Below are 20,227 nucleotides of genomic sequence, written 5' to 3' on the forward strand. Positions count from 1 at the left end.
CGGTGGCGTCAAATCTCGGGCGAAACGTCCCAACGCTCCGTTGCACGGGAGCAGGCCCGTCCACCTGTTTGCACGATGTTCAAATTACCCGGCGGCAGCGCGCCCGCAAGCTTGATTTTGCACGGCGTGCAATCTAGGCGTCCACCCGGTGCGCGGGCGCACGGGGATAGGGGTCTGGCATGGGAAAGCCGCGGCGGAAGCGGGCGGCGGGTCCGCGGGGCGAGCACGACCGGGCGGGCTTCCAGGCCCTGGTGGCGGAGGCCGCGGAGGGCATCGTGCGGGAATCGGGGCTGCGCGGGCTCGGCATGCGCCCGCTCGCCGCGGCCATCGGCTACGCGCCGAACTCGATCTACAATGCCGTCGGCGATCTCGATCAGGTGGTGCTGCGGGTGAATGCCCGCACCCTGGCCCGCCTGCACGCGAGCCTCGAAGCCGCCCTCGACCCGGAGGCGCCGCCGCAGACCAACGCCCTGGCTCTCGCCGACGCCTACCTCGCCTTCGTGGCGGCGGATCCGGCGGTCTGGAGTCTCGTGCACGATTACGTGCCGGCCCCGGGAACGGCCATCCCCGAGGAGCACCCACGGGCGCTGGCGGAGGCGACCGGCCTCGTCGGCCGGGTCCTGGCCCCGCTCCTGCCGGATGCGGCCGAGCGCGAGCGGGTGGTGGCAGCCCTGTGGGCCGCGCTCCACGGGCTCGCCGCCCTCTCGACCTCGGGCAAGCTCGCCGCACTGACACCGGAGGCGCCACGGCTGCTCGCCCGGATGCTGGTGGGCCGCGTGCTCGGGGCGGGTGCGTCTCGGACCGAGAGCGGTTGATCCCGACCGGGGTCGGGATCGGCGCGCCCGGCGGAGATCAGGCGGCGAGCGGCGCCTCGAGGATCTCGTCGGCCGGGCCGAAGAACTCGTAGCGCACGCGCTCGGCCGGGACGCCGCGGCGCAGGAGCCCGTTCACCAGGGCGGCGAGAAAGGGCTTGGGGCCGCACAGATAATAGGTCGCCGCCGCGTGGGGCGTATGCCGCACCAGCCAGTCCGCGGTGATCAGGCCGGCGGCGTCGTAATGCTCGCCCGCGCGGTCCTCGGCCGCCGGCTCGGCATAGAAGACCTGCCGGCGCAGGTTCGGGTTGGCGTCGGTCAGCGCGCGAACCCGCTCGCGCAGAGCGTGGACCCGGCCGTTGAGGGCGCCGTGCACGAACCAGAGCGGGCGCCCCGGCGCGGTGGCGGCCACCGTCTCCAGCATGCTCACCATTGGGGTGAGCCCGACGCCGCCGCTGACCAGCACCACCGGCGCGTCGCCGGCCCGGTCGAGGACGAAATCGCCCGCGGGGGGCGCGACCTTCAGCACCGTGCCGGGCGCGACCGTCTCGTGCAGCCAGGTGGAGACGATGCCCGCGGGCTCGCCCGGCCGGCCCTCGCGCTTCACGGTGATGCGGTAGGCGCGGTCGTTCGGCGCGCAGGAGATCGAGTAGTTGCGCTTCAGCACGCCGTGGCCCGGCAGGTCGAACAGGAAGCCGAGATACTGCCCCGGCTCGTGGCGCAGCACCGGCGCGCTATCGACGGGTACCAGAACGAAGGAGCGGATCGTCTCGCTCTCCGCCGTCACGCTGTCCACCCGGAAGTGGCGCCAGCCGGTCCAGCCGCCGGGCTTGGCCGCCTGCTCGCGATAGATCGCCGCCTCGCGTCCGATCAGGATCTCGGCCAGGAACCAGTAGGCCTCGCCCCAGGCGGCCGCGATCTCCGGCGTCGCGGCCTCGCCGAGCACGTCGGCGATCGCGCCGAGCAGGGCGTTGGCCACGTGCGGGTAGTGCTCGGGCAGGATGTTGAGGGCGACGTGTTTCTGCGCGATGCGCTCGACCGCGCCCGCCAGCACGTCGAGCGTGTCGATGTTGCGCGCATAGGCCAGCACAGCCTGGGCCAGGGCCTTCGGCTGGGAGCCGGTCTCGCCATGATGCGACTGGTTGAAGAGGTCGCGGATCTCGGCGTTCTCGAACAAACGCTCATACATCCGTCGTGTAATCGTTAACCCATGTGACTCGAGGGCCGGGACGGTAGCCTTGACGAGGGCGATGGTGGCCGGGGCAAGTGGAGCGGGCATCGTTGGCTCTCAAAGGTGCATTTAATATGAACCTTCTATCGAGGCGGTGAAAAGGTGCAAGCGACACTCACCTTAGGGGGTATGCCGGAGTTGACATGCGCCTGACCCGCTACACCGATTACGCCCTGCGCACGCTGATCTATGTCGGCCTGAACGAGCCGCGTCAGAGCTCGATCGGCGAGGTCGCGCGCGCCTACGGCATCTCCGAGAACCATCTGACCAAGGTGGTGCACCAGCTCGGGCGGCTCGGGCTCGTCCGCACCATCCGTGGGCGTGGCGGCGGCCTGCGGCTGGCCAGGCCCCCGTCGGAGATCGGCATCGGCGCGGTGGTGCGGCTGACCGAGGAGGATCTCGCCCTCGTGGAATGCTTCGGATCGGGCCATTGCGTCATCACGGCGCCTTGTCGGCTGCGGCGCGTCCTCGGCGAGGCGCTGTCCGCCTTCCTCGGCATCCTCGACCGCTACACCCTGGCCGACCTGCTCGAGGATGGGTCCGGCCCGGAGATCGCGGCCCTGCTCGGCCTCGCGGGCGTCGAGCCGGAGCCGCCCGCCACGGTCTGACGGCCATCCGGCGCAGGATGGCGCAGGACGGCACGCCGCATCATGGCCCAGCTTAAAGATCGATTCACGCCGGTCTCGTTAGCCTGCGGTTAGCCTCAGTTCCGCGTATCCGAAGTGCCATGCCCCCTTCCGTCGACGCTGCGCCGGACCTGTCCGGGCTCATCGAGTTGTCGCGCGTCGCGCATCTCGACCTGAAGCCGGTGATCCTGCGCGTGCAGACGGACCTCTTCGTGCAGGCCGAGAGCCGCGACCGGGCGGAGCGGGATTCGTTCGAGGCGCTGGCGTGCGGCCTGATCCCGCGCGTGGACGACGAGACCGCCCTGATCGTCGCGGAAAAGCTCGGCCCGTTTCCCGGCACGCCGGAGCCGGTCCTGGCCGCCCTCGCCGCCCGCGGCGGCCCCGTACGGGACGCTGTGGTCGCCGGCGCCCCCCATCTCTCGCCGCGCCTGATCGAGGCGGCACTCTCCGATGGCACGGACATCGCGGGCGCCATCGCGGGCCGCCCCGACCTGGAGCGCGCCACGATCGAGGATCTGGCCCGCCGTGCCGAGCCGGCCATCGACCGGGCCCTCGCGGCCAATACCGGCATCACCCTGCGCGGGCGGGCTGCCGACGATCTCGTCAGCCGCGGTCGCCGGGATCCGGACCTCGCCCATCTGCTGCTCGTGCGGCCCGACCTCTCGGCAGCGGAGATGGCACCGCTCTTCCTCCATGCCGACCCGATCCGCCGCGAGGCGATCTGCGACGGTGTCGCGGCGACCGCGGCCCTGCGGCCCTGCCCGCCCCCGCCACGCGGGCTCGGGCCCATCCTCACCGGTCTGTCGGCGGCCCGAGACGTGACCGGCTTCATCGGCACGCTCGCCGAGGCGCTGGGCCTGTCCCGCGATTTCCTCGGCGCCGCCGCCGATCCCGGTAGCCGCTACGACCTGATCACCCTGTGCCTGCGCGCCCTCGACCTCCACGAGGAGGAGGTGGTCTACATCTTTCTCACCCTCAACGAGGGCGTCGCGCGCTCGGCCGAGCGGGTGTTCGAGCTGGTGCGCCTGTTCCGGACCACGAGCCGGGCGGCGGCCCGCGACCTCGTCGCGGCGGTGACGGACCAGCCCCTGCGCGACCGCGCCGGGCCCACCGAAGCCTACCAGCCGCATCACGCCCCCGAGGCGGCGAAGCTCCGCGCTGCGGCGGCCGAGCGTCCGGCGGCACGCCCCGCCCTGCCGACGCGGCTGCGCAAGACCTCCTGAGGCGTCGCCCGAGGCACCTGTCCGGGAGCGCGTTCCGCGCTCGATCGGGCCCGGAACGATGGCGTCCAGCGCGATCCAGCCCGGCGCTTGGAACCGCCTCGTCCTGGTGCGCGCCCTGCCGCCTCGCGTCCTCATGATCACGGTCGGTCCGCGGATCGTCGGGCTGAGCGCCTTCAACCTGTCTCAGCTGCTGCGCTGACCCGGCCGCGGGACGTCTCGGCGAGCCAGTCCACCACCGCATCGAGGGCCTGACGGTTGGTCAGGCCCGCCTCCCGCGCGGCCTCGAAAGCGGCGACCTGCGCGTCGGCACTGGTGCCCTCGGCGACGATCGTGCGGGCATGGGCCACCTCGCGGGCGCAGCCCAGGGCCGCCGCATCCTCCGCGACGAGGTCGAGGAGGCCGTCGAGAGCCTCGGCATAGGGGAAGGCCTCCTCCCGCGCCTCGTCGATCATCTCGGCCCCGGTCCCGCTGCGCTGGGCGCGCCACAGATTCTCCTCGGCGAGCGCCCGCGAGACGCCGTCGAGCGCCGCATTGAGGTCGGGCCGGCGCACGGCGAGCCGCACGAGGCAGCGAAACAGGGCGGCGATGGCGAGCGCGTCCTCCAGCCGCGTGCAGGAATCGGCGATGCGCAGCTCCAGCGTCGGAAACTTCACCGAGGGCCTGAGCGACCACCACAGGAAGCTCGGATCCTGGATCGACCCCGCCTGCGTCATGATGCGGACGTAGCGCTCATAGGCCTCGGACCCGGCAAACAGCTCCGGCAGGCCGGTGCGCGGCAATTCCCCGAAGGCGCTGAGGCGATAGGCGAGAAGACCCGTCGGCTTGCCCTGCCAGAACGGCGAGGAGGCCGAGAGGGCGAAGAGCAGCGGCTGGAACGGCAGCAGCCGGTTCATCAGGCCGATGCGCGCCGCCGGGTCCGGCACCTCGACATGGACGTGCATGCCGCAGATCAGGCTGCGCCGCCCAGCCAGGCCGACATCGCGCAGGATGCCGCGGTAGCGGTCGCCCTTGGTCGGCAATTGCCGGGCCCAGTCGGCCACCGGATGCGTGCCGGCCGCGAAGACCAGAAGCTCGTGCTTGGCGGCGAGGTCGGCGAGCGCCGCGCGCTGGCCGGCGAGGCTCTCGTGCGCCGCGGCGAAATCCGTCACCGGCGGCGTGCAGACCTCGACCTGGCATTGCAGAAGCTCGCGCCCCGTCTCGGGCAGGCGCTCGGCCACCTCCACATGGAACGGCTTCACAGAGCGCCGGGGCGTGCCCCGGGTCTCGGCATCGGCCAGGAAATACTCTTCCTCGATGCCGAAGCGGTAGGACGCTGAACTCATCGAAACCCTCGGGAACGCGTCCGCGCAACGCGCGAGGGGACCGAAAGGTGCCGCGCTACGGCGTGCGCAGCGGGCCGCCGACCAGCCAGGCCGGGTCGAACCAGCGGTCGGCCTCGCCGTCGTAGGGCAGCCGGGTGACGTCCCAGTGCTGGATGTAGGGAGCGTAGACGTTCCACACCGCGATGCCGCCGCCCACGAAGATGCGCCGGCCGGGATAGCGCTTGAGGACCTGCTCGGGATCCTCGTGCGAGCGGATCACGTCGATGGTGCGGTCCTTGAAGGCGAATTCGGGGACCGAGGCGACCGTCTTAGGGCCGGCGATCAGCACGTGGCCCATCGTCAGCGCGAAGAAGCGCGTCACGTCCTCCACGAAGAGCGGATCGGTGTTGCCCTCCCAGGGCAGGTGCCCGTTGAGGCCGAGCTGGCCCCGCTGGCCGATGGCGCAGATGCAGCGGACGTCGATCATGGAACGCGACCCCGGAACAGGAGGAACGGGCCGCTCGGCCCGCCTCCCCTTACGCGGGGATGCGGAATTCCTGAACCCGGTCGCTGGGGAAATCGTAGAGCCTGCCGGTCTCGTTCCACTGCGGCGCGGCGAGGCGCACGATATGGGGCGCGAGATCCTCCGGCGTCCTCAGCGTCAGCGGATCCTCGCCCGGCATCGCCGCGGCGCGCATGCTGGTGCGCAGCGGACCCGGATTGACGAGCATGGCCCGGATCTTCGTGTTGACCGTCTCGGCCGCGTAGGTGCGCACCAGCGCCTCGAGGGCGGCCTTGGAGACGGAATACGGTCCCCAATAGGCCCGGCACTTCGCGGCCGCGCCCGAGGAGACGAAGATCGCGCGGCCGGCATCCGACATCTGCAGCAGCGGATCGAAGGAGCGGATCAGGCGCCAGTTCGCGGTGACGTTGATCGCCATCACCTGGTCCCAGACCTTCGGCGTGACGTGTCCCACCGGCATGAGGTTGCCGAGGATGCCGGCATTGCCCACCACCACGTCGAGGCGCTTCCAGCGCTCGTTGATCGCGGCGCCCAGCCGGTCGATCCCGTCGTAATCGGTGAGGTCGAGGGGAACGAGGGTCGCGCTCGATCCGAGCGCGCGGATCGCGTCGTCGAGCTCCTCCAGCGCGCCCTGCGTGCGCGCCACCGCGATCACGTGCGCGCCGGCCTCCGCCAGGGCCAGCGCCGCGGCGCGGCCGATGCCGCGCGAGGCGCCGGTGACGACGGCCACGCGGCCGTCGAGGCTCTTGCCCGCCTTCGGATCGGTCATGGGATCAATCCGCCTCGGCGAGCAGCGCGAAACGCTTCGGCCCCGCGATGGCGAGGTCGGTCAGCCCGGTCGGGTAGTCGCCGGTGAAGCAATGGTCGGTGTATTGCGGGCAGGCCGCGTCGCGCGCCTCCTCGCCCATCGCCCGGTACAGGCCCGGGATCGAGAGGAAGGCGAGCGAATCGGCGCCGATATATTTGCGCATCCCCTCGAGGTCGTGGGTGGCGGCGAGCAGCTTCTCCTTCTCCGGCGTGTCGATGCCGTAGAAATCCGGATGCGTGATCGGCGGGCTCGCGATGCGGAAATGCACCTCGCGGGCGCCGGCCTCGCGCATCATGCGCACGATCTTCACCGAGGTGGTGCCGCGCACGAGGCTGTCGTCCACGAGCACGATGCGCTTGCCCTCGATCGCGGCGCGGTTGGCCGAGTGCTTCATGCGCACGCCGAGCTCGCGCACCGACTGGGTCGGCTGGATGAAGGTGCGGCCGACATAATGGTTGCGGATGATGCCCATCTCGAAGGGCAGGCCGGTCTCCTGCGCGAAGCCGAGCGCCGCCGGCACGCCGGAATCCGGTACCGGCACCACCACGTCGGCCTCGATGCTGGTCTCGCGGGCGAGTTCGTGGCCGATGTTCTTGCGGACCGCGTAGACGCTCTTGCCGTTCACGACGGAATCCGGCCGCGCGAAATAGATGTACTCGAAGATGCACGGGCGCATCGGCTTCTTATCGGCGAAGCGGATCGACTCGATGCCCTCCTCCGAGATGACCACGATCTCGCCATTCTCGACGTCGCGCACGAATTTCGCGCCGATGATGTCGAGCGCGCAGGTCTCGGAGGCCAGCATGTAGCGCCCGTCGAGTTCGCCGAGCACCAGCGGCCGGATGCCGAGCGGGTCGCGCGCGCCGATCAGCTTCTTGTTCGTCAGCGCCACGATCGCGTAGGCGCCCTGGATCGCCTGGAGCGCGTCGATGAAGCGCTCGATGATGCGGGGTTTGCGCGAGCGCGCGGCGAGGTGGAGGATCACCTCGGTATCCGAGGTCGACTGCGTGATGGCGCCGTCGCGCACGAGGTCGCGGCGGATCGAGAGCGCGTTGGTCAGGTTGCCGTTATGCGCCACCGCGAGGCCGCCGCTGGCGAGCTCCGCGAAGAGCGGCTGCACGTTGCGCAGGATGGTGCCGCCGGTGGTCGAGTAGCGCACGTGGCCGATCGCGGCGGGGCCCTTCAGGCGGGCGATGGTCTCGCCGTCCGAGAACGAGTCGCCGACGAGGCCGGGACGCCGCTCGGAATGGAACACCTCGCCGTCGAAGGAGACGATGCCCGCCGCCTCCTGGCCGCGGTGCTGCAGGGCGTGGAGGCCGAGGGCCACGATCGCCGAGGCGTCGGGGTGGCCGAAGATGCCGAAGACGCCGCACTCCTCGCGCAGCGTATCGCCGTCGAGGTCGACATCGGCGGTGGGCGGGACAACGGCGCGGTCAGACATGCTCAAGGTCGATCCCTGGTTGCCGCCGGAATCCGGCGGCGCGCGCCGGATTCCTGGGCCGGGGAACTCGGGTCCCCTGTCATGGAATCGTTCCACCGGCTCGCGTGAACAGCCGGTTACTTAAGGGTTCTTGCCCGGCCAACCAAGCGCCGAGGCGCGCAGATCAGCGTCGCGGCGCCGTCGTGGCTCCGCCGTCGCTGCGGCGCTGGGGCGCGTCCTCGGCGGGCGCGTCCACGGGCTCGTTGGGCGGCGTATCGACCTTCGGCTTCTTGAACTGCTTGAGGAAGCCTTCCGGGTTCTCGGGCAGCTGCGCCACCAGGGCGTCGCCCGACTTCTCCAGAACGGGGCGCGAGCGGGCCTGCGAGGCCCAGTCCGGCACCTTGCCCTGCACCAGCCAGGACAGGAACACCCAGCCGATCACGCAGATCAGGAAGCCGCGGGCGGCACCGAACAGGAAGCCGAGCGAGCGGTCGATCGCGCCGATGCGCGAATCGAGCACCACGTCCGAGATCTTCACGGTGATCAGCGAGACCACGATCAGGGTGCCGAGGAAGATCGCCGCGATCGAGGCGACGAGGGCCACCGTATCGCTGGAGATGTGCTGCTTCACCGTCGGCAGCAGCATCGGGTGGAGCTTCCAGGCGACCGCCGCCGCCGCAACCCAGGCGATGATGGCGAGGACCTCGCGGGTCACGCCGCGCACGGCGGCGAGCAGCGCGGAGATCACCACGATGCCGAGCACGACGAGATCGAGGATGGAGAACGGCATCAGCGGAATCGGGTCGTCCAGGGATCGGCCACGCGAACAGTCGAGTGCGGCTCCCCGATGCCGCGGCGCCTGTATATCGTGCAGAACCTCGGCCGTCACCCTTGCACGGGGATTGCGTCCCGGTTCGGGACGTGGCGCGCTGCGGCGGCGCTCCGCGCGCCTTCCCTGCCAGGGAGACCGGGAGGCCGGGGTCGCCCCCGCTCAATCGGTCTCCTCGTAGCGCGGCGCGTGGCTGCGCCGTCCCCGCTTCGGACCATTCGCGGCGATGCCGGCCACGAGATCGGCGATGTGGCGAAGCGACTCCGTGGCGAGCGCCCGGTCGGCGGTCTCGCGCCCCTGCGGCATCAGGGCACGGGCAAAGCCGAGCTTCTGCGCCTCCTTCAGCCGGGCCGCGCCCTGCGCCACGGGTCGGATCGCCCCCGACAGCCCGATCTCGCCGAAATAGACGGTCTCGGGCGGGAGCGCCGCCCCGGAGAGCGAGGAGACCAGGGCCGCCGCCACCGCGAGATCGGCCGCGGGCTCGGTGATGCGCAAGCCCCCAGCGACATTCAGATAGACGTCGTGGCCGGAGAGGCGGATGCCGCCATGGGCCTCCAGCACGGCCAGCACCATCGAGAGCCGGTTCGGATCCCAGCCGACCACCGCGCGGCGCGGCATGCCGAGCGCCGAGGGCGCGACCAGCGCCTGGATCTCCACGAGGAGCGGCCGCGTGCCCTCCATGCCGGCGAAGACCGCGGTGCCCGCCGCCTGATGGTCGCGGGCGGCCAGGAACAGGGCGGAGGGGTTCGGCACCTCGGCCAGGCCCGCATCCGTCATCTCGAACACGCCGATCTCGTCGGTGGGGCCGAAGCGGTTCTTCACCGCGCGCAGGATGCGGAAATGATGGCCCTGGTCGCCCTCGAAGGAGGCGACCGCGTCGACCATGTGCTCGACCACGCGCGGTCCCGCGATCTGCCCATCCTTGGTGACGTGGCCGACGAGGATCACCGCCGTACCCGTGGTCTTGGCGAAGCGGATCAGCGCCTGGGCCGAGGAGCGCACCTGCGTGACCGTGCCCGGGGCCGATTCGACGGTCTCGGTCCACATGGTCTGGATCGAGTCGATGATCGCGAGCGCCGGTGGCTTCCCCTGCGACAGGGTCTCGACGATGTCCTCGACATTGGTCTCGGCGGCGAGCTCGACCGGGTGCTTGGCGAGGCCGAGGCGCTCGGCGCGCAGGCGGACCTGCCCCACCGCCTCCTCGCCGGAGATGTAGGCGACGCGCTCTCCCGTCGCGGCCATCGCGGCGGAGGCCTGCATCAGCAGCGTCGACTTGCCGATGCCGGGATCGCCGCCGAGCAGGATCACCGAGCCGCGCACGAAGCCGCCGCCGGTGACACGGTCGAGCTCGGCGATGCCGGACGGGGTGCGCGGCGCCTGCTTGGCCTCGCCGGTCAGGCCTTCGAGGGGAAAGACGCGCCCGCGCGCCCGCGCGGGCCGGGTCGCGGCGGGCCCCGCCTGGGCCGGACCGCCCGCGATCTCCTCGACGATCGTGTTCCAGCCGTTGCAGGCCTCGCAGCGCCCGCGCCAGCGATTGTAGACCGCCCCGCAGGACTGGCAGACGAAGGTCTGGTGGATCTTGGCCATGAGCGCCCGGGAATGGTCCGCGAAGTTACATCCGCGCCCCTCGGGACGAGGCGGAGGATGGGATGACCGATCGGCATCGGTCCGATCACTCTACATAGTTGCGAACATACCGGGAACCCAGACCCGTCAGGATCTCGTAGCCGATCGTGCCTGCGGCCTGCCCCACCGTGTCCACGTCGAGCGCGTCGCCGATCAGCACGGCCGGAGCGCCGCGGCGGGCCGCGGGCGCCTCGGTGACGTCGAGGATGATGAGATCCATGGAGATCAGCCCGAGGATCGGGCAGGACACGCCGCCGACGAGGGCCCGGCCGCGCCCGCTGGCGGAGCGCGGATAGCCGTCGGCGTAGCCGACCGACAGGGTCGCGAGGCGCCGGGGTCCCGGCGCGATCCAGCGGGCGTTGTAGCCGGCGCCGGCGCCCGCCTCGACATCGCGCAGCTGCACGATCTCGGCCTCCAGCCGCACCACCGGCCGCATCGGGTTGGGCTTGCCCGGTCGGGGATTGCCGCCGAACAGGGCGTAGCCCGGCCGCAGCAGGTCGTGATGGGCGGCCTCGCCCAGGAAAATGCCCGAGGAGTTGGCGAGCGAGGCCGGGATGCCGGGAAAGGCGGCGCGGACATCCGCGAACTCGGCGATCTGCCGGAGATTGATCGCCTCGTCCGGCCGCTCCGCGCTGACGAGATGGCTCATCACGAGGTCGATGCCGGCAGCCTTCAGGCGCGGGTCCCGGACGAGCGCCAGCGCCTCCGGGACCGAGAGGCCGAGCCGGTTCATGCCGGTATCGACATGGAGCGCGGCCGGCAGCAGCCCCTGCGAGAGCGCCGCCCATTCCTCGATCTCGGCGAGCGAGCCGAGGACGGGGCGGAGGTTCCGCCGCACGAAGGCGGGGGCGGCGCCCGGCGGCAACCCGTTCAGCACGTAGACCGTCGCTTCGGGGAGAACGGCCCGCGCCGCCTCGCCCTCGGCGAGATGGGCGACGAAGATGATGCGGCAGCCCGCCCGCCACAGGGCCGGGGCGACGGCGGCGAGACCGCAGCCATAGGCGTCCGCCTTCAGCACGGCGGCGCAGGGCGTGCCGGGCGCCTCGGCCCCGAGACGGCGCCAGTTCGCAACGATCGCCCCGAGATCGATGGTGAGGCGCGCGCCGTGGCCGAGGGAGGGAGCGGACACGCGGCTACTCCGTCCGTGTCGCCGGCCAGGACAGGCCGGGCCAGGAGATCGGCCGTGTCATCACGGCCTCGACATCGTAGGGGCAGGCCAGCGGGACGCGGTCATCAATCACACCCATCGCGTCCGCCGCCTCGATGCGCGCCCGCCCATGGGCCTGGGCAAGAAGCTCGCCAAGGCTGCCGCGCAGGCTCGGGCTCTCGCGGAGGACCGCCTCGACATCGAGCCGGCCGTTCCAGATCGCCGCGGTCCAGGCCTGCCGACGCCCCTCGGGATCCGCATCCCACATCAGCAGGTGGCGCAGGATCTCCTGCAGGCCCTCCGCGAGGCGCAGGCGCTGGACCGCGGCGAGGCCCTCGACGGCCTCGGCGAGGTGCAGGGCGTCGAGCCGGTCCCAGCGGCCGGCGCGCAGATGCGCGGCCTGTTCCAGGGCCCAGGCATGAAGGTCCGCATGGAGGTCCGCCTGGAGATCCGCGTGAAGGTCGATGCCCGAAGCCGGCCGGACCGGCCCCTCTGCCTTCACCCCTGACGCCAATGCGGCCCTCCCTCGCTGACCGAAGGGGGCCCCTATATCCGATCGGGCAGGCGCTCGTCAGTCGCGAGGTTCGAGAAGCGGGTGATGTTGGCGTCGAACTGCAGCTCCACCGTGCCGGTGGGGCCGTGACGCTGCTTGCCGATGATGACCTCGGCCTTGCCGTGCACGCGCTGCATCTCCGCCTCCCAGGCGAAGAACTCCTCCGTGCCCTCGCGCGGCTTCTTATTGCCGACGTAGTACTCCTCACGGAACACGAACATCACCACGTCGGCGTCCTGCTCGATCGAGCCCGATTCGCGCAGGTCCGAGAGCTGCGGGCGCTTGTCGTCGCGGTTCTCGACCTGACGCGAGAGCTGCGAGAGCGCGATGACCGGCACGGCGAGTTCTTTGGCGAGCGCCTTCATGCCGGTGGTGATCTCGGTCATCTCCTGCACGCGGTTGTCGCCCTTCTTGGCGGAGCCGGAGAGGAGCTGCAGGTAGTCGACGATCAGGAGGTCGAGGCCCTTCTGGCGCTTGAGGCGGCGCGCCCGGGCGGCGAGCTGGGCGATCGAGATGCCGCCGGTCTGGTCGATGTAGAACGGGATCGTCTGCATGTCCCGCGCCGCGTCGGTGATCTTGTAGAAATCCTCCGGGCGGATGTCGCCGCGGCGGATCTTGTAGGACGGAACGCCCGACTGCTCGGCGATGATGCGGGTGGCGAGCTGCTCGGCCGACATTTCGAGGGAGAAGAAGCCGACGATGCCGCCATTGACGGTCTTCGTGCTGCCGTCCGGCGCCTTCTCGCCCTGGTAGGCCTTGGCGATGTTGAAGGCGATGTTGGTGACGAGCGAGGTCTTGCCCATGGCAGGCCGGCCCGCGAGGATGATCAGGTCGGAGGGCTGCAGACCGCCCATCTTGGCGTCGAGGTCGGTGAGCCCCGTGGCGATGCCCGAGAGCTTGCCGTCGCGCTGGTAGGCCTTGGCCGCCATGTCGATGGCCGTGGTCAGGGCCTCCGAGAATTTCTGGAAGCCGCCATCGTACCGGCCGGCCTCCGCCAGTTCGTAGAGCCGGCGCTCGGTCGATTCGATCTGGTCGCGGGGCGAGAGCTCGACGGGGGCCTCGTAGGCGCCGTTGACGAGTTCCTCGCCGATGGTGATCAGCCGGCGGCGGATGGCGAGATCGTAGATGGTGCGGCCGTACTCGCCCGCATTGATGACCGTGGTGGCGTCGGCGGCCAGCCGTGCGAGGTATTGGAACACCGTCTGGCCACCGAAATCGGCATCGCCCAGATAGGTCTTCATGGTGATGGGCGTGGCGAGCTTGCCCGCCTTGATCAGCGACACCGCGACCTGGAAGATCTGCTGGTGCGCATCCTCCATGAAATGCTCGGCGAGCAGGAAGTCGGAGACGCGGTAATAGGCGTCGTTGTTGACGAGGATCGCGCCGAGCAGGGCCTGCTCCGCATCGATGTTGTGCGGCTGGACGCGGTATTCCGCCTGCACCGCTTCGAGCTTGGCCGTCAGGGCATTGGGCAGGGCCATCGGCTCGCTCCGATCAGGCGGGCCCCGGTGACCCGCGCACACGACAACATCCGGCGACCATGGCACCGGTATGGTTGACCGATGCTTAGCCGCGAGCCTTCCGGGCTCCATACGGCAGAACGCCCGCCGCTCGGGAGCGACGGGCGTCCATGCTGGAACATATTAGGAACCTGTCAACCCTTGCGGGACGCGATCCCCGCTGTCCACCGGGCGGGACGGGACGGCTGTGGATCGATCCTGGCGCCGACGCCTCGTGCCGCGGCACCCGCCCGGAGGGCGCAAGCGCGACCGCGCGGCGGAGCCCATGCGCCGGGACGCGAGGGCGCTTGCGCCCTCGCGCCAGGGAGACGGATCAGCCGCGGTCGTCGGCGCCCTCGCCGGCCTCGGCCAGCGCCTGGCCGACCTCGAGACCCAGGTCGTCGAGGTTGAAGGCCTCGCGCTCGGTCACGGTCTCGCCGCGGGCCTGGCGCTCGGCCTCCTCGGGGCTGCGGGCGACGTTGACGGTGACCGACACCTCGACCTCGGGGTGCAGCACCACCGGGACGGTGTGCAGGCCCAGGGTCTTGATCGGCTGGTTCAGGACGAACTGGCCGCGCTCGACCGTGAAGCCCTCCTTGGTCACCACCTCGGCGAGGTCGCGGGTCGAGACCGACCCGTAGAGCACGCCGGTCTCGCCCGACTGGCGGATCAGCACGAAGCTCTGGCCGTTGAGCTTCTCGGCGACGGCCTCGGCGTCCTTCTTACGCTCGAGGTTGCGCGTCTCGAGCTGGGCGCGCTGGGCCTCGAAGTGCTTCTTGTTGGCCTCGGTTGCGCGCAGCGCCTTGCCGCGGGCGAGGAGGAAGTTGCGGGCGAAGCCCGGGCGGACCTTCACGGTCTCGCCCATCTGGCCGAGCTTGGCCACGCGCTCGAGGAGGATCACTTCCATGGGTCTAGTCCTTGTGCTTGCGGTTTGCGAGGATCTCAGGTCGCCGTGCCGCCCCGGGGGCGGCGGCGGTTGAGGGCGGTATCGGCGAGGCCGAACAGGGTCAGCGCGACGAGGGCGATGCCCTGGGTCACGAAGAGGATCAGGTAGAGGCCGAACAAGAGCGCCCCGCGCCCCGGCCGGCCGCGGCTGCGGTCGTGGAAGGCGGCCAGCCCCTGGAGGGCGAAGACGGCGCAGAGCGAGCCGATCAGCGCCGTGCCGAGCACGCCGACATAGCCGGGCGCGAAGCTGAGGATCACGGCGCCCGCGAGGAGGCCGAGCACCTGGCGCGGCATGGCGGTCGCCGGGATGTCGGGCCAGGGCCGCAGCAGGCGGCCCGAGGCCCGCACGATCCGGGCCGAGGCCCAGAGATAGAAGGCGAGGAGCAGCGCGAGGCCGGTCGCGGCGATCCCCGGGATCAGCCGGGCCATCGCGTCGGCGAGCTCGGCCTGAAGCTCGGCGGGGCCGGGCTTGGCCGCGTCAGGCTTGGCCTCGTCGGCCTTGCCCGCATCAGGCTTGGCGGTGTCAGGCTTGGCGGTGTCGGCCTGGGCCGCGGGCTCGCGCATCTGCATCCGGACCATGGTGCCGGCGAGTTCGCGCATCTGCGCCTCGTAGGCCGCGTGGTTCGGCGAGGACAGGAGCGCGATGACGACGACGGCCACGCCCGCGGTGCCCCCCACCCAGGCGAGCAGCCGCCCGGTCGGATACCATTCCATGACGCCCGCCTCGGTCTGACGGCCGAGCTGCGCGAGATAGGCGAGCCACCAGGCGGGCAGCGCGAGATAGGCGGCGAATCCGAGGCCCAGCGGCGCCGAGACGGCGAGCGCCAGGGCGAGGCTGCCCGTCACCGCCGCGACGAGGGCCGCGCGGTGGCTCCAGCCGAGGCCGACGATCAGAATCGGCAGGGGGGAGACGAGGTTCAGCACGAAGGCGAGCAGCGTCCCCTTGAGGAGCACGCCGAACAGGAGGGCCGAGACGAGGCCCGCGCCGATGCCGATTCCGAGATACTGGGTCATGGGTTCCGCTGTCCCGCCGGTCCGCTCCGCGGCCGGGGTTAGAGGCGCGCTTTGCGCCCCAACGATGACGGCGGCCTCCGCGACCGCCGCCTTCACGCGAGGATGCCGGCCCGGAGCGCTCCGGGCCGGCCGAGCCGTGACGGCTTACTTGATGACGTAGGGCAGCAGGCCCAGGAAGCGGGAGCGCTTGATCGCCTGGGCGAGCTCGCGCTGCTTCTTGGCCGAGACCGCGGTGATGCGGCTCGGCACGATCTTGCCGCGCTCCGAGACGTAGCGGGACAGGAGCTTCACGTCCTTGTAGTCGATCTTCGGCGCATTGGCGCCGGAGAACGGGCAGGTCTTGCGACGACGGAAGAAGGGACGACGGCCGCCGCCACCACCAGCACCGAAAGCCATGGCTCAGTTCTCCCCGAAGTTGCGCTCGGACCGGTCGCCCCGGTCGCCGCGGTCGCGGTCACCACGGTCCCGGTCGCCGCCGAAGCCGCCACCGAAGCCCTCGTCGTCACGGCGACGGCCGCGCTCGCGATCCTTGCGGTCGTCGCGGTCGCGCTTCTGCATCATCGCGGACGGCTCCTGCTCCAGCTCCTCGACGCGGATCGTCATGAAGCGCAGCACGTCCTCGGAGATCTGCATCTGACGCTCCATCTCGGCGAGGGCCGCCGGCGGGGCATCGATGTTGAGGAGCGTGAAGTGAGCCTTGCGGTTCTTCTTGATACGGTAGGCGAGGGACTTGACGCCCCACATCTCGATCTTCTCGAGCTTGCCGCCGTTCTGCTCGATGACGCCCTTGTAGGTGTCGATCATCGATTCGACTTGCTGGGACGTCACGTCCTGGCGCGCCAGGAACACGTGCTCGTAGAGAGGCATTTCGGGCCTTTCATCGTGGATGAGGCCCAGATGGCGTGACGATGCGCGCTGGCCGGGCCGGTTCGTACACGTCTGCCCGGCGCCAAGCCCTTCGAGCCGTGATGATGGCCCGAGCGGTTGATCGAAGGCGGAGACACGGGACGACGGATCGGGAAGACCCTGTGCCGCGAGCGGCACCGTCCGTTCAGCCCCCGGCCGGAGCGAACGTGAGGGCCGGCGCATAGTCGGTTTTCTCGTCCCTGGCAAGAGGCCGATCGGATTCCACCGCCCGATGCGGCGGCACGGCCGCCCTGTGCGGGTTTTTCGCATGGGTCCCGCGCGCCCGCACCTTGCCGCAGCATCGGGTTGGGACTAGGCAGGCGTCGACAAGCAGATCGACCTCGAATCCAAAGTCTTCGGGTAGTCGAACACGCTTTTCAGAATGGTTCTAATTCAAAACAACCCGTCGTTGTCGACGGCGCGCCTGTTTTTAACGTTTCCAATCTGGAGATCCATCATGGCGGACGGCTCGACGTTCGTTCAGGCCTTCACCATCCTGTTCCGGGAGGGCCTGGAGGCGCTGCTGATCATCGCCGCTCTGGCGGCCTTCCTGCGCCGGGCCGGCGCCGCGGACCGGATCACGCCCGTCTATGCCGGCGCGGGCGCCGCGGTGATCGCGAGCCTCGGCGTGGCCTGGGTGTTCGAGACCTATTTCGACGGCAATCACAGCGACCTGTTCGAGGCGGCCGTGATGCTCGCGGCCGCCGCGCTGATGTTCTACATGAGCGGCTGGCTGTTCGTGCGGCAGGATCCGAAGGCCTGGCAGGCGGACCTGAACCGCCTGGCCGAGCGGGCACTCGGAGCCAGCACCCTGCTGTCGCTCGCCGGCATCGCCTTCCTGGCGGTCTTCCGCGAGGGCGCCGAGACGATCCTGTTCCTGCACGCGCTCGCCAAGAGCAACAACGGCTTCGACGGCTCCCTCTTCGCGGGGCTCGGCGTCGCGGCCCTGGCGCTCGCCGCGGTCTTCGTCGCCATGCAGTGGCTGGCGCTCCGCCTGCCGCTCCGGCCGATGTTCGTCGTCACCTCGGCCTTCCTGTTCGTGATGGGCCTCAAGCTCGTCGGCGAGGCCTTCCAGGAATTCCAGGAGCAGACGCTCATCCCGTTCCACGACGCGGGCGTGCCCGGCTTCGTCAGCAGCCTCGGCTTCAACGGGAGCTGGGAGGCGCTCGCCACGCAGGGCGTGCTGGTGCTGATCGCGCTCGCCTGCCTCGCGACCTACCTGGCCCGCGGCAAGTCGGCTGCGGCCGTTCGGCCCCAGGATCCGGGCAAGCCGGCTCGGGCCGCCTCGTAGGGCGGCTCCGTCCGGACGCGATCGAGAGCCCGCCGCGCCCGTCGCGGCGGGCTTTATCAATGGGGCGCGTCGGCCGTCACCGAGAGCATCGGCAGGGTGACGGCGACCTGCAGCCCCCCGTCGCGCGGCGCGCTCATCCTCACGTCGCGCGGCGCGCCCATCGCCGCGAAGGCGGCCAGGCTGAGGCAGAAGCCGAGGCCGAGCAGGCCCGATTCGATGCCGCGATACAGCCGGTCCATCCGAATCCCTCCCGTCCAGAGGGCTGCATGATCCGGCCGACTCGTTAACGCTCCCTCATCCTCCAGAGGCGACGAGGACGGCGCCGAGGGCGATCAGCCCGACGCCGAGCCAGCTCACCGGCGCGAGCGATTCGCCGAGGAGCAGCGCGCCGAACAGGGCGACCAGCACGACGCTGAGCTTGTCCAGCGGCGCCACCCGGGCCGCATCCCCCAGCGACAGGGCGCGGAAGTAGCAGAGCCAGGATGCGCCGGTCGCCAGCCCGGACAGGACCAGGAACAGGGCGCTGCGGCCCGAGACCTGGCCGAGGGCGGCCGCCTGCCCCGTCGCGACGACGATCGCGGCCGTGAGCGCGGCCACGACGAGGGTGCGCAGGAAGGTCGCCACCTCCGAGGGCACGCCCGCGACGCCGAGCTTCGCCAGGATCGCGGTGAGCGCCGCGAAGACCGCCGAGAGCAGCGCCCAGAATCGCCAGGACAGGAGCAGCGCGCTCACGGGATCAGCCGGTCCGCCCGCAGGCGCGCGAACAGGTCGAAGAAGGCCGCGTCGCTCGCCTGGTAGCGCAGGAAGCCGAGCCGGCGGCTCTTGCCCATGTCGGTGACCACCTCGATCGGGCGGCCGAGATCGGCATCCGTGTGCCAGGCCGAGGCGAGGCGGCCGAGATCCGGCTCGGCGAGGCCGTGGGCCGCCGCGAGGGCGGCCCAGGCCGGCCCGTCCCCGGCGAGCTGCGGCTCGAGCGGCGCGACCGTGCCGTCGAAGGGGGCGGGTTCCAGGCCGAACCACGCCGCGATGCGGCCCCACATCCAGCTCCAGCGGAAGACGTCGCCGTTGACCACGTTGAAGGCCTCGTTGGCCGCCGCCCGGCTCGTGCAGGCCCACAGGATGTGGTGGGCGAGCAGGCGCGCATCGGTCACGTCGACGAGGCCGTTCCATTGGGCCGCGGAGCCCGGGAAGCGGAAGGGACGGCCGGTCTCCCGGCAGAGGGTGGCGTAGACGGCGAGCGTCGTGCCCATGTTCATGGCGTTGCCCACCGCCTTGCCGACGATCGAGTGCGGCCGGTGCACGCTCCAGGAGAAGCCGTCGCGCGCGGCCGCCTCGAACACGGCATCCTCCTGGGCGTAGTAGAAGTTCTCGATGTCGAGCCGGCCCTGATCCTCGCGGAACGGCGTCTGCGGCAGGCGGCCCGTTCCGTAACTCTCGAAGGGGCCGAGATAGTGCTTCAGCCCCGTCACCAGGGCGACGTGGCGAACCGATCCGCCCGGCCGCAACGCCGCCAGCACGTCGCGCACGGCCTGCCCGTTGATCCGGATCATCTCCGCTTCGGTCCGGGCCCGCGTCCAGGTGGCGAGGACCACATGGCTGGGGCGCAGATCGGCGAGCGCGGCCGCGAGCGATGCGGGATCGTGCAGGTCGGCCCGGACCGGATGGAGGCCCGGATAGGAGGGCGGGGTGCGGGCGAGTCCGTAGACCGGCCACCCCTCGGCCGCCATCAGCGCCGCGCAGGCGCTGCCGACGATGCCGCTCGCCCCCACGATCAGTGCGGTGCCGCTCATGCCCATCACCCTGGATGTCCGCTCAGCCCCCCGCGCGCACAGCTAGCGCGCTCTGCGCCGAAGGGGATACCGGTTCGGCGCAGGAGAGCGCGTCCAAACACGGACTTGGAGCCGTTCCCGATCGCGACGCGATCGGCTCCAGGGTCAGACCCCAATCCGCTTGGCCGTGCGAAGGGCCGCTGTGGGTGGGAAGCCGGTATTCAGCCTGCCGACCGCGATGGGCTGCATCGCCCTCTCTGCGGACTTTCCTGCGCTTGATGGATCGTCGCCTCGTGACGAGACTGGGTCACCGTGTGATGGCCCTCAGAATGTTCACGGTGACGCTACCGGCCGGATCGAAGGCAGCCGCAACAGTGTCGCCTGGAGCAACAAACGTTACAATTCGCTCGAATAGACAAACAGATCCCGGCTTACTCCAGACACTGGTATGAGATCTCGGTTCTTTGGAACAAATTAGGGCCTGCTCCCTTCCCATAGGGTAGTGCGGCACGCGCGAGATGACGCCGCAGCGCGTGAGACCCGTCGTCACGACAGGCGGGTCCAGATCCTGAATTCGATGGCATGGCTCGAGCCTCCGGCCGCGATGCTGCCGACCCTATGCGCTCGGAGCCCACGCTTCGCTGTCTCGATGCAGCGTCACGATCCCGTTCGCACCACAAGGTCCGCGGCGGTCTCGTGCTGCC

22 protein-coding genes are annotated in these 20,227 nt (G+C 70.7%); 5 read left to right on the top strand and 17 right to left on the bottom strand.

Annotation, left to right across the window (positions count from 1 at the left end; all coding sequences use genetic code 11):
- Positions 1–179: 179 nt before the first annotated feature.
- Complete coding sequence (locus MET9862_RS10630) at positions 180–815, top strand: TetR/AcrR family transcriptional regulator (RefSeq protein ID WP_142582977.1); 636 nt, start codon at positions 180–182, stop codon at positions 813–815.
- A gap of 37 nt (positions 816–852) precedes the next feature.
- Here MET9862_RS10630 and hmpA read toward each other — a convergent pair whose 3' ends face one another.
- The gene (hmpA, locus tag MET9862_RS10635) at positions 853–2,091 is read right to left on the bottom strand and encodes an NO-inducible flavohemoprotein (protein WP_142582978.1); all 1,239 of its coding nucleotides are present in this window, start codon (positions 2,089–2,091) and stop codon (positions 853–855) included.
- Positions 2,092–2,186: 95 nt separating this feature from the next.
- On the opposite strand from hmpA, the gene MET9862_RS10640 reads away from it, so the two are divergent.
- From MET9862_RS10640 to MET9862_RS29305, 3 genes are all read left to right on the top strand, one after another.
- Complete coding sequence (locus MET9862_RS10640; protein WP_142582979.1) at positions 2,187–2,651, top strand: Rrf2 family transcriptional regulator; 465 nt, start codon at positions 2,187–2,189, stop codon at positions 2,649–2,651.
- A 119-nt stretch (positions 2,652–2,770) separates the two neighbouring features.
- Positions 2,771–3,892, top strand: coding sequence for a DUF2336 domain-containing protein (locus MET9862_RS10645; RefSeq protein WP_142582980.1), 1,122 nt, complete (start codon positions 2,771–2,773; stop codon positions 3,890–3,892).
- A 58-nt stretch (positions 3,893–3,950) separates the two neighbouring features.
- Entirely contained in the window at positions 3,951–4,091 is a 141-nt protein-coding gene (locus MET9862_RS29305; protein ID WP_185156823.1) for a hypothetical protein, read from the top strand.
- On the opposite strand, the gene MET9862_RS10650 is transcribed toward MET9862_RS29305, so the two are convergent.
- From MET9862_RS10650 to rpsF, 13 genes are all read right to left on the bottom strand, one after another.
- Positions 4,066–5,214 (bottom strand): carboxylate-amine ligase, encoded by a 1,149-nt coding sequence (locus MET9862_RS10650; RefSeq protein ID WP_142582981.1) that lies wholly within the window; start codon positions 5,212–5,214, stop codon positions 4,066–4,068. The genes MET9862_RS29305 and MET9862_RS10650 overlap by 26 nt on opposite strands.
- Before the next feature lie 55 nt (positions 5,215–5,269).
- On the bottom strand, positions 5,270–5,680 hold the full coding sequence (locus MET9862_RS10655) for a dihydrofolate reductase (RefSeq protein ID WP_142582982.1): 411 nt from the start codon (positions 5,678–5,680) through the stop codon (positions 5,270–5,272).
- A gap of 49 nt (positions 5,681–5,729) precedes the next feature.
- Positions 5,730–6,485: an SDR family NAD(P)-dependent oxidoreductase gene (locus MET9862_RS10660; RefSeq protein WP_142582983.1), complete on the bottom strand. Its 756-nt coding sequence runs from the start codon at positions 6,483–6,485 to the stop codon at positions 5,730–5,732.
- 4 nt (positions 6,486–6,489) lie between these two features.
- Positions 6,490–7,965: an amidophosphoribosyltransferase gene (gene purF, locus MET9862_RS10665; RefSeq protein ID WP_142582984.1), complete on the bottom strand. Its 1,476-nt coding sequence runs from the start codon at positions 7,963–7,965 to the stop codon at positions 6,490–6,492.
- A 163-nt stretch (positions 7,966–8,128) separates the two neighbouring features.
- Entirely contained in the window at positions 8,129–8,734 is a 606-nt protein-coding gene (locus MET9862_RS10670) for a CvpA family protein (protein WP_142582985.1), read from the bottom strand.
- A gap of 201 nt (positions 8,735–8,935) precedes the next feature.
- The gene (gene radA, locus MET9862_RS10675) at positions 8,936–10,360 is read right to left on the bottom strand and encodes a DNA repair protein RadA (RefSeq protein ID WP_142582986.1); all 1,425 of its coding nucleotides are present in this window, start codon (positions 10,358–10,360) and stop codon (positions 8,936–8,938) included.
- Between the two features lie 85 nt (positions 10,361–10,445).
- Entirely contained in the window at positions 10,446–11,528 is a 1,083-nt protein-coding gene (gene alr / locus MET9862_RS10680) for an alanine racemase (RefSeq protein WP_142582987.1), read from the bottom strand.
- 4 nt (positions 11,529–11,532) lie between these two features.
- Positions 11,533–12,060 carry a DUF29 domain-containing protein gene (locus tag MET9862_RS10685; protein ID WP_185156824.1) on the bottom strand — a complete coding sequence of 176 codons (528 nt, stop codon included), beginning with the start codon at positions 12,058–12,060 and terminating at the stop codon, positions 11,533–11,535.
- 32 nt (positions 12,061–12,092) lie between these two features.
- Positions 12,093–13,580, bottom strand: coding sequence for a replicative DNA helicase (locus MET9862_RS10690; RefSeq protein WP_142582989.1), 1,488 nt, complete (start codon positions 13,578–13,580; stop codon positions 12,093–12,095).
- Positions 13,581–13,932: 352 nt separating this feature from the next.
- Complete coding sequence (rplI, locus tag MET9862_RS10695; RefSeq protein WP_142582990.1) at positions 13,933–14,505, bottom strand: 50S ribosomal protein L9; 573 nt, start codon at positions 14,503–14,505, stop codon at positions 13,933–13,935.
- Positions 14,506–14,540: 35 nt separating this feature from the next.
- Positions 14,541–15,557, bottom strand: a complete 1,017-nt coding sequence (locus tag MET9862_RS10700; RefSeq protein WP_142582991.1) for a DUF2232 domain-containing protein — start codon at positions 15,555–15,557, stop codon at positions 14,541–14,543.
- 144 nt (positions 15,558–15,701) lie between these two features.
- Positions 15,702–15,953: a 30S ribosomal protein S18 gene (gene rpsR, locus MET9862_RS10705; protein ID WP_066921788.1), complete on the bottom strand. Its 252-nt coding sequence runs from the start codon at positions 15,951–15,953 to the stop codon at positions 15,702–15,704.
- A 3-nt stretch (positions 15,954–15,956) separates the two neighbouring features.
- Positions 15,957–16,424, bottom strand: a complete 468-nt coding sequence (gene rpsF / locus MET9862_RS10710; protein WP_142583001.1) for a 30S ribosomal protein S6 — start codon at positions 16,422–16,424, stop codon at positions 15,957–15,959.
- A gap of 496 nt (positions 16,425–16,920) precedes the next feature.
- Between rpsF and MET9862_RS10715 the strand changes: the two genes are divergently transcribed.
- Complete coding sequence (locus MET9862_RS10715) at positions 16,921–17,754, top strand: FTR1 family protein (RefSeq protein WP_142582992.1); 834 nt, start codon at positions 16,921–16,923, stop codon at positions 17,752–17,754.
- 56 nt (positions 17,755–17,810) lie between these two features.
- On the opposite strand, the gene MET9862_RS10720 is transcribed toward MET9862_RS10715, so the two are convergent.
- The 3 genes from MET9862_RS10720 to MET9862_RS10730 are packed head-to-tail and all read right to left on the bottom strand — an operon-like array spanning position 17,811 to position 19,544.
- On the bottom strand, positions 17,811–17,993 hold the full coding sequence (locus MET9862_RS10720; protein WP_142582993.1) for a hypothetical protein: 183 nt from the start codon (positions 17,991–17,993) through the stop codon (positions 17,811–17,813).
- Positions 17,994–18,048: 55 nt separating this feature from the next.
- The gene (locus MET9862_RS10725) at positions 18,049–18,486 is read right to left on the bottom strand and encodes an EamA family transporter (RefSeq protein WP_142582994.1); all 438 of its coding nucleotides are present in this window, start codon (positions 18,484–18,486) and stop codon (positions 18,049–18,051) included.
- Entirely contained in the window at positions 18,483–19,544 is a 1,062-nt protein-coding gene (locus MET9862_RS10730) for an SDR family oxidoreductase (RefSeq protein WP_142582995.1), read from the bottom strand. The genes MET9862_RS10725 and MET9862_RS10730 overlap by 4 nt, the downstream gene beginning before the upstream one ends.
- Positions 19,545–20,227 lie beyond the last annotated feature (683 nt).

Source organism: Methylobacterium symbioticum (genome assembly GCF_902141845.1).
GTDB classification, from domain to species: domain Bacteria; phylum Pseudomonadota; class Alphaproteobacteria; order Rhizobiales; family Beijerinckiaceae; genus Methylobacterium; species Methylobacterium symbioticum.